The organism is Enterobacter sp. Acro-832, from assembly GCF_011752745.1.
Classification (GTDB): Bacteria; Pseudomonadota; Gammaproteobacteria; order Enterobacterales; family Enterobacteriaceae; genus Enterobacter; species Enterobacter quasiroggenkampii.
The window spans coordinates 401,215-414,615 of record NZ_VWWX01000002.1 but is presented as its reverse complement, the minus strand read 5'-3'; the positions used below and the strand labels follow the sequence as shown (position 1 = coordinate 414,615).

The 13,401-nt window shown below is 57.5% G+C and carries 10 protein-coding genes; 1 reads left to right on the top strand and 9 read right to left on the bottom strand.

Annotation, left to right across the window (positions count from 1 at the left end; all coding sequences use genetic code 11):
* Nucleotides 1-22: 22 nt before the first annotated feature.
* From ldtD to cmoM, 5 genes are all read right to left on the bottom strand, one after another.
* A complete protein-coding gene (ldtD, locus tag F3J31_RS08365) occupies nt 23-1,846 on the bottom strand; it encodes a L,D-transpeptidase (protein ID WP_167212469.1) in 1,824 nt (607 codons plus the stop codon).
* A gap of 178 nt (nt 1,847-2,024) precedes the next feature.
* On the bottom strand, nt 2,025-6,476 hold the full coding sequence (mukB, locus tag F3J31_RS08360) for a chromosome partition protein MukB (protein ID WP_167212466.1): 4,452 nt from the start codon (nt 6,474-6,476) through the stop codon (nt 2,025-2,027).
* Nucleotides 6,476-7,180 carry a chromosome partition protein MukE gene (gene mukE / locus F3J31_RS08355; RefSeq protein ID WP_008499954.1) on the bottom strand — a complete coding sequence of 235 codons (705 nt, stop codon included), beginning with the start codon at nt 7,178-7,180 and terminating at the stop codon, nt 6,476-6,478. The genes mukB and mukE overlap by 1 nt, the downstream gene beginning before the upstream one ends.
* Nucleotides 7,161-8,483 (bottom strand): chromosome partition protein MukF, encoded by a 1,323-nt coding sequence (mukF, locus tag F3J31_RS08350; RefSeq protein ID WP_008499955.1) that lies wholly within the window; start codon nt 8,481-8,483, stop codon nt 7,161-7,163. The genes mukE and mukF overlap by 20 nt, the downstream gene beginning before the upstream one ends.
* Before the next feature lie 3 nt (nt 8,484-8,486).
* Complete coding sequence (gene cmoM / locus F3J31_RS08345; protein ID WP_032649174.1) at nt 8,487-9,266, bottom strand: tRNA uridine 5-oxyacetic acid(34) methyltransferase CmoM; 780 nt, start codon at nt 9,264-9,266, stop codon at nt 8,487-8,489.
* Nucleotides 9,267-9,390: 124 nt separating this feature from the next.
* Between cmoM and elyC the strand changes: the two genes are divergently transcribed.
* Nucleotides 9,391-10,170, top strand: coding sequence for an envelope biogenesis factor ElyC (gene elyC, locus F3J31_RS08340; protein ID WP_167212463.1), 780 nt, complete (start codon nt 9,391-9,393; stop codon nt 10,168-10,170).
* Here elyC and F3J31_RS08335 read toward each other — a convergent pair.
* The 4 genes from F3J31_RS08335 to F3J31_RS08320 all read right to left on the bottom strand — a co-directional run bounded on the left by F3J31_RS08335 (nt 10,147) and on the right by F3J31_RS08320 (nt 13,383).
* Nucleotides 10,147-11,040 carry a YcbJ family phosphotransferase gene (locus F3J31_RS08335; RefSeq protein ID WP_045908382.1) on the bottom strand — a complete coding sequence of 298 codons (894 nt, stop codon included), beginning with the start codon at nt 11,038-11,040 and terminating at the stop codon, nt 10,147-10,149. The genes elyC and F3J31_RS08335 overlap by 24 nt on opposite strands.
* Nucleotides 11,041-11,182: 142 nt before the next feature.
* On the bottom strand, nt 11,183-11,929 hold the full coding sequence (gene kdsB / locus F3J31_RS08330; RefSeq protein ID WP_008499959.1) for a 3-deoxy-manno-octulosonate cytidylyltransferase: 747 nt from the start codon (nt 11,927-11,929) through the stop codon (nt 11,183-11,185).
* Complete coding sequence (gene ycaR / locus F3J31_RS08325; RefSeq protein ID WP_006174474.1) at nt 11,926-12,108, bottom strand: protein YcaR; 183 nt, start codon at nt 12,106-12,108, stop codon at nt 11,926-11,928. Before ycaR ends, kdsB begins: the two co-directional genes overlap by 4 nt.
* 45 nt (nt 12,109-12,153) lie before the next feature.
* On the bottom strand, nt 12,154-13,383 hold the full coding sequence (locus F3J31_RS08320; RefSeq protein WP_167212460.1) for a winged helix-turn-helix domain-containing protein: 1,230 nt from the start codon (nt 13,381-13,383) through the stop codon (nt 12,154-12,156).
* Between the last annotated feature and the right edge of the window lie 18 nt (nt 13,384-13,401).

Sequence of the window (13,401 nt, the reverse complement as noted above, 5' to 3'; positions counted from 1 at the left end):
CATTTTTCCCGAACTGCTTCATTTACCTGATTAATTGTTCCGCTTTTGGCAAAATTTGTGCGCCAGATCGCGCGGTGAGATCATAATTGTAAATATCTGTACGGTACTGAGTCCGCCCGTCTTCGCCAACAAACGCCGTCAGATAGTAAAGATTGACCGGAATATTGTGTCGAATATTAACGTAACGCGTATCCCCCTGCTTCAGGGCATCCGAAATGCGCGTATCGTTCCAGCCCGCATCCTGCAGCAGCATATTGGCCAGCTCCGAGGCTTTGTTCACGCGCACGCAGCCAGAACTCAGCGCGCGCGTATCTTTCTGGAACAGATTGTGGTTCGGCGTATCGTGCAGATAGATAGCGTCAGAACTCGGCATATTGAATTTGTAACGCCCTAAAGAGTTATGCGCCCCCGGAGCCTGCTGGAAACGGAACGGCAGGTTAGAAGCCGTGATTGTCGACCAGTCGACCATATAAGGATCGATGGCCTCTTTACTGTTCCAGCCACGCATTACCGTATAGCCATGACGTTCCAGATAACCCGGATCGTTCCAGACTTTCGGCAGAATGTCTTTACGCGCCAGCGTCGGTGGCACGTTCCACGGCGGGTTAACCACCACGTTATTCAGCGCGCTGCTCATCATCGGCGTTTTGCGATCCGGACGCCCGACAATCACGCGTGACGCCAGTTTTTCGCTACCGTCCTGGTAATAGACCAGTGAATACGCCGGAATGTTAACCATAATCCCGGTAGAGAGAGTTCCAGGCAGCAGGCGCAAACGCTGGATATTGAGCGCCAGCACCCCAGCCCGCTGCGCAGGCGATACGTTCAGCCAGTCTCGTGTCGTCTGGCCAATGACGCCATCGGCTCCCAGTCCCTGAGCGGCCTGGAATTGCTTCACTGCCGCAACCAGCTCGCGATCGTATGCTGCGGGTTTATTGCTGACGGCAATCGCTTTTTTCTCTTTCACGGGCGCTGACGGGCTGACCGCCGTGTTTTGTGGATCGTCACCAGGCAGAGCGATATGTGGCCCGCCATCAAGAAGACCGGAGCGCGTCAGGATCTCTCGCAGAGCAGGCACATCGCTGCTCCACTGCCCCGGACGCAGCGTCGCGGTGCCGCGCATCTGCGGCCATGGACGCGAGTCGCCCACCAGCGCGAGAAGCGACTCGTGCAGAGTGGCATATTGTGGATGCGCTGGTGCGAGGCTGGCAATAAAGCGCGGCAGTTCGCCGTTATCCAGGGCTAACTGCCACTGGTTAATCACCGACAGCGCCGGCGTCGCCAGCTTATACGGCTTATCGCTGTACAGCCAGCGGTTGCCATTGACCGGAATACCCGCCACAAACTGCAGATAGCCCATCATGGCATCGGAAAGCACGACGTCCCGTGCCTGACCGGACACGGCAGGATCGGTTAACAGCTCAACCCACTTTGTAAACTGCGGCTGAAACCCTGCAATCGCGACCTCCGCCAGCTGCTGCTGGAAGGCGCGCACGGCATCGCGGTTTTCCCACATCGGTTTCATATCGCGGGCAGCATAGAGGAGCGTGAGCTGATTGATATAGACCGGCGTGTAGCCTGACGGCAGCCCTGACTGCAGCTGCTGGCTGAGCGATTCGGCATCGATGCCTTCCGGCAGCGGCTTAATACCGGCCATGATAGCCGTCGCCGGAGACTGTTCCAGCGGCTGGGACAACGACGTAGGCTGCGCGCCTGTCGTTGCCGAGCTGTCAGTCGGCACAATTTCAGGCTCGTCGGCCTGGGCGGTTAACAGTGGAGCAAACATCACTGCCAGGCATAAACTAAGCGCCGACAGCTGACGACCACATTCTTTCTTAAGCAACATCCCTTGCCCCCTGTTTTCACGACATGCCCATCACGTTGGGGCTTTCTTTCATTATAGGTAGACGGCTAAGCTGTTGCCTTACCTTATGTAAAGAAGTTTAAAGATAACGCAGCCCTAAGCACAAGTTAAGTTTAAAAAAAAAGCGGCGCCAGGGCGCCGCTTCGGATCGGAAAACGCGTCAGGAAGCGTCCGCCGTGGTTTCTGGCAGTGACTCTGGCGGCTGCGGCGCAAAGCCACGCAGCCCCACAACGTGAACGTGTTCGCTGTTCTGGAACACTTTACGCACCAGCTTGTAGGTTGTTCCTTTTTCAGGACTGATGTTCTCTGGTGCCGCAATGATGAGCTGCATATCGAGACGTTCGCAAAGCTCAAACAGCGTGGCAATGGAGCGCGCATCAAGACGCGCAGCCTCGTCCAGGAACAGCAGTCGGCATGGGGAGATATCTTTGCCGCGCAGGCGGCGCGCTTCGTCTTCCCAGCTCTGTACCACCATCACCAGAATTGACATACCGGTACCGATCGCTTCACCGGTTGAGAGTGCTCCGGACTCCGCACGCAACCAGCCGTCTGAACCACGGTTTACCTCTACCTCCATTTCCAGGTAGTTACGGTAATCCAGCAGCTCTTCACCGATGGTTTGCGGCGTACGCTGGCCCATATCAATCTGCGGGTTCAGGCGCTGATACAGTTTCGCCAGCGCTTCAGAGAAGGTCAGACGGTTACTATTGAACAGATCCTGATGCTGTTCGTGCTGCTCAGACAGCACTTCCAGCAGGGTGGCATGCGCTTCGCGCACGTTAACGTTGAGGCGCACGCTGTTCACCTGGCCAAACGACACGCTCTGCAGACCCTGGTTGAGCTGGCGGATACGGTTCTGCTCGCGCTGAATGGTTTTACGAATGATGTTCGCCACGCTGCGGGAGCTGATCGCCAGCTTCTGCTCGCGAGAGGTCAGCTCTTCCGTCAGACGACCCAGCTCGATTTCCATCTGTTCGATAGCCTCGACCGGATCGTCAGTACGAATGATGTCCTGACGAATACGTTCGCGCAGGTGCTGGTAAACCGCCACGAAGAACTGGATTTTACGTTCAGGACGTTTCGGATCTTCAGACATGCGCAGAACATCGCGCAGGTGTTCGTTATCCGCCACCGCCAGACGCAGGGCACCCAACGCCTTATCCGACATGGAACGCAGCTCATCGGCAGAAAGATATGCCAGCTCGCGACGGTGCAGGCGACGCTCAACGTTATTGTCTTTCACCATGCGCATCACCGCGCACCAGCCCGCCTTCGCGGTCACGACCTGCTCGCGCATCTCAAAGTAGTCGCGCTCCAGCTTGCGCAGGCGACGGGTCAGGTTATCCATTTCTGCTTCGCAGAAGGTCAGCGCTTTTTCCAGCTGATTGCGACGCGCACGGTTGTTGCTCAGCTGAGCATGCAGCTCGTCACGACGAATGCGCGCGCGCTCCTCTGCCCCGCTGTCGGCACGAACGCCGATGTCCTGAAGCTCTTTCTGCAGGTCGTTTAACAGCTCTTTCTTGGTATCGAAGGAGCTTTTCAGCGAGGCCAGCACCTGGTTGTACTGGTTCAGCTGAGCGGAATGGCTGCGCATTGCTTCGCGGGCGCGGGTACGTTCCGCTTCCGCCTGCTCAAGGCGCTGACGCAGCTTTTCATTCAGATCGCTGTTACCGCTCAGCATTTCTGCCGAATCGGAGTAGCCGAAGTGGGCGCGACGCTGCACCACCTCCGTCAGGGCGAACGCCTGCTGACGCGCCTCGCGCTGCACCTGCTGCGACCAGGCATAGTCTTCTTTCAACTGCTCAAACTGTTCCGGGTCGCTCTGCAGGACAGAGACAACCGGCTCCAGCTTCGCCAGCTGATTGCCGTGCTGCTGCACGAAGCGCGCGGCTTCCTGCGCTTCATCCAGGCGCTCCTGGATCTCGTCCACGCGATCGGCCAGCGTGTCATCCGCCAGCAGATTCAGGCGCGGCAGAATGCGGTTAAGGGCCGCGACGCCCTCTTTCGCCTGCTCGAACTGGACGCGGCTCTGCTGGTTGTCGCTTTCATGACTGGCAATCGCCCGCTCCAGCTCGCCGCGACGGGTATTGAGCTTGCGAATTTCCGCTTCCGGATCAGCTTCAAAGGCCACGGCCAGATGGCTGCCGATAAAGCGGCTAAACGCCTGATGCAGGCGCTGGGTTTTCTGCACGTCAAACGACAGCGTCGCAAAACGTTCAGATAGCGTTTCACGCTCGGCGTGCAGGCTTTCGATGCGGCTTTCGCGCGCGGCGCGGCCAAACAGCGGCAGCTCAGGGAAGCGGGAATAGCGCCACTGACGGTCAGCGATTTTCACCACCACCGCTTTTTCCAGTTCGTCGACGCTGAATACGCTGTCATCGAACGACTGCGGATCCCCTTCGATCAGGTAGAGATCTTCCGGACAATCTTCCAGGCCGGCAAGCTGCTCAGAAATCAGCGACAGATCCGGCACCACAATCGCATTACGGGATGGACCGTACAGCGCGGAGAAGTATGGCGCATCGTCCAGACCGACATCGTCGTAAATCTCGGACAGCAGCACGCCGCCAAAACGTTCCGCCAGGGCATTGAGACGCGGGTCTTCCGCACCGCCCGGCTGGCTTAAGCGTTCAATTTCTTCGTCGACTTCACGCTTGCGCGTGCCGACTTCATCACGCTCAACAATGGCTTCGCGCTCACGCTCCAGCAACTGCTGTAGGTATTCGGTCACTTCCTGACTGGATTCAAACTGCTCGCCGCACTGTTCGCTGAGCTGGTTAAGGCTGCTCTGGGCCGCCAGCCAGACCGGTGCACGCTGCAGAAGCGCTTGCGAACGGGACTGCAGCTGTTCCAGCTCCTGACGCAGCGTCATACGCTGTTCGCTGGCGCTGGAGACCGTGTCTGAAAGCGCAGCGATACGCGCCTCGAGTTCCTGATGCAGGGCCTCAAGCTCGTCAAAATCGTAATTTTTGCCCTGACGTTTGCAGAATTCCGCCAGCAGACGCTCGGCTTCCTGCTGCTCGCGCAGGCGCTGTTCCAGCTCGTTCAGACGCATACGCAGCGGCTGAACCTGCTCGGCCAGATGGCGCTGGTTCACGCCGTCGCGCAGCAGTTCACGGGCAACGTCCCAGGCTTCGTTACGCGCCAGCGGGCCGTTAATCGCTACGACCAGCTGATAGGCCTGCTCAAACTGGCTGTGCGCCGTTTGCGCAACGCTCATTTTCTGTTCGAGGGACAGCAGTTTCTCAGTGGCTTCCTGCTCTTTGGCCTGGAAGGTATCCAGCCACTCGTCGGCGCTTTCCGGCGTCAGGTCAGGCAGATGGCACAGCTCTTTCGCGCGCTGTAATGCCTGCAGTGCCTGGGTGTACTGGATCGCACGCGTCTGCTGCACGTCCAGCGCCTGCTGGTAATCGGCAAGCTGGCTTTTCAGCTCATCCACTTCCAGCTCGGCCGCTTCGGCGCGGGCTTCGTTCTCTTCCTGCATCTCGGCGGCTTCGGCCACCACTTCATTTTGCTCTTCGAGACGGATCTGCAGCTCATCGAGGTCCGCTTCATAGCGCTCGATTTTTTCCTGCTGACGGAGCGCAGTTTGCACCAGGTTCAGGTGATCGCTGGCGGCCTGGTAATCGGCTTCCAGGTCGCCCTCGGCACCGTTGTGCTCACCGAGCTCGCGCGCCATTTCGACGTGCTTGTACTGCTCGGCCACCAGCTGTTTACGGGAGGTAAACAGCTCGCGGCGATATTCTAATGCCTGATCGAGATGGACGCGGCGCTCGTTGGCGTGGCGCATGTAGTCCGCCGCCACGTAGTTGGTGGCTTCACTGATCAGGTGTTTAAACAGGTCACGGTCAGACTGGGTCACGCGAATCGCTTCCAGCGTCATGCGGTTTTCACGCAGCGCCGCTTCCATATCCTGGAAGGCCTTACGCACGCCGCTGTTTTCCGGCAGCAGGTAGTCGCGCAGGGAGCGGGTAATCGCGCTGGAGATACCGCCGTACAGAGACGCTTCAATCAGGCGATAGTATTTGCTGCGGTCTGATGCCGTGCGCAGACGACGCGCCACCACGCCCAGATCGAACATTAACGAGTGGTAGTCGGTAATCGAGTTGAACTGTTTGAACTGCACGCCTTCGATCGCTTCGAGCTTATCTTTCAGCTCCTGGAGCGTCAGCACGCGCGCCTGGCGTTCGTTCAGGGTTTCCGTCAGCAGCGCCGTCGGCTGCACAGACGTTGGCAGCCCCTGGATGGCGAACGGTTTAATGTCGACTTTACGATCGCGACCGGCAACCTGCTGCAGGCGTACGCCCACCACCACGCGCTGATGGCGGGAGTTAATGACGTCCAGAACCGAATAACAGACGCCGGCCTTCAGCTTCCCGTGCAGACCTTTATCACGGGAACCGCTTGTGGCACCCGCTTCGGTGGTGTTACGGAAGTGAAGCAGCGTCAGGTCAGGGATCAGCGCCGTGACAAAGGCCGCCATGGTGGTGGATTTACCCGCCCCGTTACCGCCGGAGAGCGTCGTGACCAGCTCATCCAGATCGAACGTTCGGGCAAAGAAGCCGTTCCAGTTAATCAGCGTCAGTGAGCGAAATTTACCGCGTTCAATCATTACTCTTCCTCCCCGCTATCCGGCAGATTCTCTTCATGCTCATCATTGAGCTGCAAATGGTTTTCCACCGGCATCGCTTCACCGTCGCGGATCATGCGAAGCTGCGCTTCACGCGCGTCATCGCCCGCACGCACGTCGGCGCCGAAGCGGAAGACAGATTCCGTAATGCGGAATTTGCTGCTGTCGTGACCCATAAACCAGACCATCCCCAGACGACGCAGACGGTTCAGGGAAGAGCGGACCTTTTCCTGTAATTTCTGACGGTCAAGATCCGACCCCGTGGAGCGGTTGTTCACCAGCTTGAGCAGCTTGCTCTCATCTGCCAGCGTCAACAGCTCGTCGTAAAGCTCCTGCTGGGTGAAGATCCCTTCATTCGCCAGACGTTCCGGGCTGAGGTAGAGGTAGCAAAGAATTTTGCCGACCATCATATCCAGCTCGGAGAGCACGGAACGCGGAATCAGCGTCGTGGAGCGCGGGCGCAGGTAGAAAAACCCTTCCGGCGCGCGGATAAGCTCCACGTTGTAGCGTGCGTAAAACTCTTCCAGGTACTCCTGGAAGTCCATCAAAAAGGCGTGATTATCCAGCTCGTCTAAGCCAATGTGACGACCGGCACGCAGCTGGCTGTCCAGCGCCGGAAATAACGGATTCGCCAGCGCCTGTGCCAGCTTAACCGGCATCACTTGTTCAATATTTGTCAATGACATGCGCCTGTACCTTGGCTCCGTAATCGTTAATTGGCTGCCACTTCGGCGGCAGTCCGGTGAAGTCTGCTTGCGCGATACCCAGGCGAACCGCCTGGTCTACCACAATGCGGGCAACGTCGAAGTGGCGCGCGCGCGGATATTGCGCCAGATAGTCGCGCACCACGAGTCCAAGATCCAGCGGAGCTTGTCTGGTTTTATAGACCGCGAGCTGTTCTTCGATCATCGCCGCAAGCTGCTCGCGAATTTCGTTAAATTCTTCGTATTCGAGATCCGGCGGCAGTTCACCGGTCACCTCTTCATCGCGCAGCGCCATCTCTTCGTCGCGCATATCCAGCAGACGATCGGCATTGGCGTAGGTCAGCGCCCACGGTGCATCGAAATAGGTCTGCACTGACTGGCGCAGACGCTGGGCAAAGACGCGGTTCTTATCCATATCGATCGCGGTACGGATAAATTTATGCACGTGTCGGTCATAGCCAATCCACAGGTCGATCGACTGCTGACCCCAGCTGATAATACGGTCCAGTTTGCTCTGCAGATCGAACACTAAACGATCGATAAAGTGCAGATCGTCGTGCGCCAGCGTCGCGTCCTGGATGCGCAGCAGGTTCGCCTGCAGCTTATCCCCTGCGGCTTCCAGCGTATCCTGCAGCTCACGCAGCGTACCGGAGGTTTCTGACAGCAGAAGTTCACAGCTGGAGATGGCCGCTCGCCAGTCTTTATTCAGCAGCTGTGCGATATCGTCTTTCACCTGTTGCTGCTGTTCGTCCATCAGGCGCTGGGTCAGATCGATACTGTCGAAGATTTCCGCCACCGAATATTTCAGCGGTGCATAGACGTTTCGGTGCCAGTGGAATTCGTCACCGTCTTCATCTGCCGCATCGGCGGCGCGCTTAAGCTCACCGGCCACGATCGACAGCTGCATGGAAAGACGCAGCGTGGAAAATTCACGCTGGCGGATATAATAATCGGTGATGCCGATGCCCAGTGGCGTCAGGCGATAGATGGCGTTTCCTTCCGCCTGCTCACTGGTAAAGCGGTTCAGCAGACGTTGACGCACCATATCGTTGATCGCGTTGTTGGCACGGACGCTAATGGTTTCGCTGGTTTGCTCAAACGCATCACTGACGTGGCGGAACGCATCCACCAGTTCACCCTCGCTCATTTCACCATCCAGCCGCTCGCCGTTCAGCGTGGCGACCGCCAGCAGGAAAGAGAGTCTGTCTACCGGCAGCGAGATGGAGAAATCGTTTTTCCTGGCCCAGGCAACCAGTTCGGGGACTGTCTGGGAAAATTCACTCATAGGTTATCCTTGCATCTGCGGCTTGTGCGCGGTGACGTGAATATAGCGGCCAAGGCTGACAAAAGGCTCCTGACGGCAATACCGCGTTTCCAATTCTGTTAAGGTGTCAAAACAGTCACGCTGTTTGTGTTTTTCACGCAGATAATCATGAAACACCCTGACGCCCGTCTTCCCGACAATCTGCCAGCCAATCGCTTCCAGCCAGCCATAAACCTGCTGTGGATCGCGCGGATAGTCCGGGGAAAGCGTGCGCTTTTTCTTTTTGGGCATCCCGACCTGAACATAGTCGAAGTTTCCCGCAACCATGTTGTGCATCAGGAAGCCGTTAGCATTGTAGAACATCAGCGACAGCGTGCCGCCCGGGCGCAACATCGACCACAGGGTTTGTAACACGCTTTGCGGATCGGCAACCCACTCCAGCACCGCATGAAACAATATCAGATCAACCTGGGTTTCCAAATGCTGTGCGATGTCCTGAGCGGCGCATTGTATAAAATGCATGTTGTCGCTCACACCTTTCTCTTCTGCCGCACGCGTCGCGCGGGCGACCATTTCAGCAGAAAGATCGCAAAGCGTGACGTGATGACCGCGTTCAGCCATTTTTATGGCCGTCTGCCCTTCACCACCACCGGCGTCCAGCACGCGCAACGTTTGGCCACCGAACGTAGCCAGAATGGTGTCCAGATCCTGCCAGAGGATCGTCTGACGGAGCTGCCCCTTCGTGGTGCCATAAATGTTGCGCGAAAATTTTTCCGCGATGTCATCAAAATTGCGATCCCGCATTGGGAGAGTTCCACTCGCTAACTGCAAAACCGCTATTTTGTCACACCCGCGCGGAGAATGAACCTCTCTGGTGTAATATCACCGGCAATCACCTGCTATATGGTCAAAAAAGGAACCAAAAAGGATGCTTTTTACCCTTAAGAAATACATTGGAGGGATGATGCTTCCCCTTCCGCTGCTGCTCATCATCATCGCGCTGGGGCTGGCGCTGGTGTGGTTCAGTCGCTTTCAGAAGAGTGGCAAAACGCTTATCACGCTCGGCTGGCTGGTCTTGATGCTGTTGAGCCTGCAACCGGTCGCGGATGGCCTGTTACGCCCCATCGAAAACAGGTACCCAACATGGCAGGGAAATCAGAAAGTGTCGTACATCGTGGTGCTGGGCGGTGGATATACCTGGGATCCTGACTGGGCCCCGAGCTCAAACCTGATCAACAACAGCCTGCCACGGCTGAACGAAGGTATTCGCCTGTGGCTGGCGAATCCGGGATCAAAAATGATCTTCACCGGCGCGGCGGCCAAAACGAACCCGGTGAGTACGGCTGAAGCGGGCGCCAGGGTCGCGGAATCTCTCGGCGTGCCGCGTTCCTCAATCATCACGCTGGACAGCCCGAAAGACACCGAAGAAGAGGCTGCTGCAGTGAAGCAGGCGATTGGCGATGCCCCGTTCCTGCTGGTGACCTCCGCCTCGCACCTGCCGCGCGCGATGATTTTCTTTGAGAAGCAAGGCCTGCGCCCGCTTCCCGCACCGGCAAACCAGATGGCCATCGACGCACCGCTCAACCCGTGGGAACGGGCGATCCCCTCCCCGGTGTGGCTGATGCACAGCGACCGCGTCGGCTACGAGACGCTCGGACGTCTCTGGCAGTGGCTGAAAGGATCCTCAGGCGAGCCAGGGCAAGAGTGATTTTGTTGCCAGATCGAAGTTTGCGCGATTAAATCGTCCGGTGTTCACCAACTGCGCGACTTCGTCCCAGAGCAGGTAGAGCCAGCGTCGCCAGAGAAACGCTTCCGCAACGGGGGCGCGTTGAAGGTAATGCCACAGTAAGCCTTCCGCCGCCCCGCTGTCGCTGAGCCTGAACAGCTCATATTCGCGCGGTGCCCAGAGCATGATGCCCGGCCCCACCATTGCCAGAAGCTGATCGCTGCGGGCGTCTTTGAGCATGCTGCGCAGGGTAAAATTGCCGTGGATCAGCACGCAGTTGTCATTAAAACCGTCGAACAAGGCCGGTAAGCACTCCCGGGTGCGAAACAGGATACGTTTGTCCTGCATGGTTAAACCGGTATTGTTGAACTGGTTAAGCGTTCCCCACAGCACTTCAACCCGCTGGCGGTACCACAGCGGCCAGAGGTTTTCCTGGGTGCTGTCAACCGGTCCGACAAGTCCACGGCTATCCTGACGGTGCCAGGCCAGCAGCGCCTCGACAATCTGGTCTTTCAGCTGCTCCCAGCGTTCCGGCGTTCGCGCGGGCGCTTCAACGGGCACACCGCGTAAACGTTCAATCAGCAGTACGTCCGGGCCGGGGTGTTCCTCATGGGTCATCACGCCATACACCGTTGGCATACGCACGGTTCCCTCCCGCGCCAGCATCGACATTTTCCATGCAAGCTGCCTGGCAACGCCGGGTGACGTGAAACTTCTTGCCATTAGCGGCATCGGGTTACCCTGACTGTCGTAAAGCGACCAGAGCGCGGTATCGGCTTTTTCACTCACGCATTCGACCCGGCTTAACTTTTCACCCAGCAGATGGCTAAGTTCGGCACGCAGCTGTTCCATATGAGATTACCCCCATTAAGACTACTGCTTTTATAATGAGCGTCCTTAATGAAGATGTCACCCGGAAGAGATCAATCAGGAAAAAGAAAGTGAAAAATAAAGCGGAGAGTGCATCCCTCCCTGCGGAGAGATGCCGGTAAGATTAACGCAGTTCGGCGCGAACGCGCTCAAGATCTTCAGGGGTATCTACGCCCGTGCCGGGGACTTCCTCAGCAACGGCAACGTGAATTTTCTCGCCGTACCAGAGCACGCGAAGCTGCTCCAGCATTTCGATATGCTCCAGCGGGCTCGGCGCCCAGGCCACATAGCGGCGAATAAAGCCGGCGCGATAGCCGTAGATCCCAATATGACGCAGGAAGGTATCACCGATGGTCTCTTTAGAGAGCGCAAAGCGATCGCGATCCCACGGGATCGTGGCGCGGGAGAAATAGAGCGCATAGCCTTCCGCATCCATGACGACCTTCACCGCATTCGGGTTGAAAGCTTCTTCTGCATGATGAATGGGTACCGCCAGCGTCGCCATTCCGACCTGACGCTGCGCCAGGTTTTCGGCCACCTGACGGATAATGACCGCGGGGATCATCGGCTCGTCACCCTGCACGTTTACGATGACCGTATCATCACTGAAACCGCATTTCTCAACCACTTCCGCCAGACGTTCGGTGCCGGACTGGTGATCGGCGCGAGTCATGCACACCTCTCCGCCTGCGGCCTCAACCGCACGAGCGACATCCGGATGGTCGGTGGCAACAATCACGCGGTCAGCGCCCGATTCACGCGCGCGCTCGAGGACATGCACAATCATCGGCTTGCCGTTAATATCCACCAGCGGTTTACCCGGCAGACGCGTTGAAGCATAACGCGCAGGAATAATGACGACAAAACTCATGGCTTGCTCTCTTCTGCCACCAGGGAACGGGCTTCATTTTCCAGCAATACCGGAATACCGTCACGCAGCGGGAAAGCCAGACTGTCCAGCTTGCAAATGAGCTCTTGTTTGTCCTGGCTGTAGTAAAGTTTGCCGTTGCATACCGGGCAGGCAATAATTTCAAGTAAACGGTGATCCATAGTTCCTCCGTATGGGTAATCGCTAAAGCTTAACACATTCCCTTTTCAGGGCGTGCCTGTTTCCCAGCCACTTCGACAGGATGTAAACAATCCGTCGGGTAGCCTGCCCAGCGTCACGTCGTCGGCACCCTGCCAGCGCGCGAATTCGCTAATGGCGGACGTTAATCCTTTTTCCAGGCTCGCCGTCACCCTGACGCCCTCTTGCAGATAAAGCGCAATGATTTCAAGCGTGCCGGTCTTGCGGTGCATTTTGGCATCCATGCGCCCGACCAGCTGTCCCTTATGCAGCAGCGGTAAAACAAAGTAGCCATACTGGCGCTTTGGGGCCGGGGTATAACATTCCAGCCGGTAGCTGAAATCAAAGAGCTGCTCGGCGCGTTTTCTGTCCCAGACGACCGGGTCGAAAGGCGACAATACCGCGCTGTGGGTTGCCTGCAGTTTCCCCTCCAGGGCCTGAGGCAATAGCGGGAGGAGATCCGCATGTAGCCACATTTCGCCCAGCGTTTCCACGGTAACGGGAATGACGCGCTGTTCCCGTTGCCACATGTCCAGCAGCGGTTTCAGCACGGGCTGGCGCAGGCGATAATAATCCGCCAGCCACTGCGCGCGAAAAATCCCCAGACTACGGGCGCTGTTTTCTAACATAATGGCCTCAGCCGTCTCCTGGGTAAGCAGGTCGCGCTCGTCGTCCCAGTGCGGCATCACGCGATGCGTGAGGTCGTAGACGCGCTGAAAGTTACGCCGCTCAATCACCATGACTTTGCCAGAGGTAAATAACCCTTCGAGATGACGTTTGTGCGGCTTCCACTCCCACCAGCCGCTTGTCCCCTTGCGCGGGTGTTCAAAATCGGCAGAGCGTACAGGACCGTTTTCCTGAATATGCGCGATGAGCTGCTCTATTTCAGCCGCATGTTCCTGCATCCAGGCCTGTCGGTATTTCCAGCCCATCTTTTCCGGCGCAAGCATACGGTGACGCACCAGGGCAAAATCGCTGCGAGGAAGGAAGCAGGCTTCATGCGCCCAGTACTCCATCAACTCCCCCTTGCTGAGCGCCTCATCCAGCCACTGGGAAGGATAACTCCCCAGGCGGCTAAACAGCACCAGGTAAGGGCTGCGGGCCACAATATTAATGGTGTCGATCTGGAGTAGCGACATGCGTTGTACGGTAGAGAGAATATCGGCAGGCTGCGCGCGGCGTCGGGGCTTTTTGAGCAGCCCCTGCGCGGCCAGGTGGAGATTACGTGCGGCTGAAAGCGAGAGTTGCGGTAGAGACATGCGTTTTCCTGTCAGTCA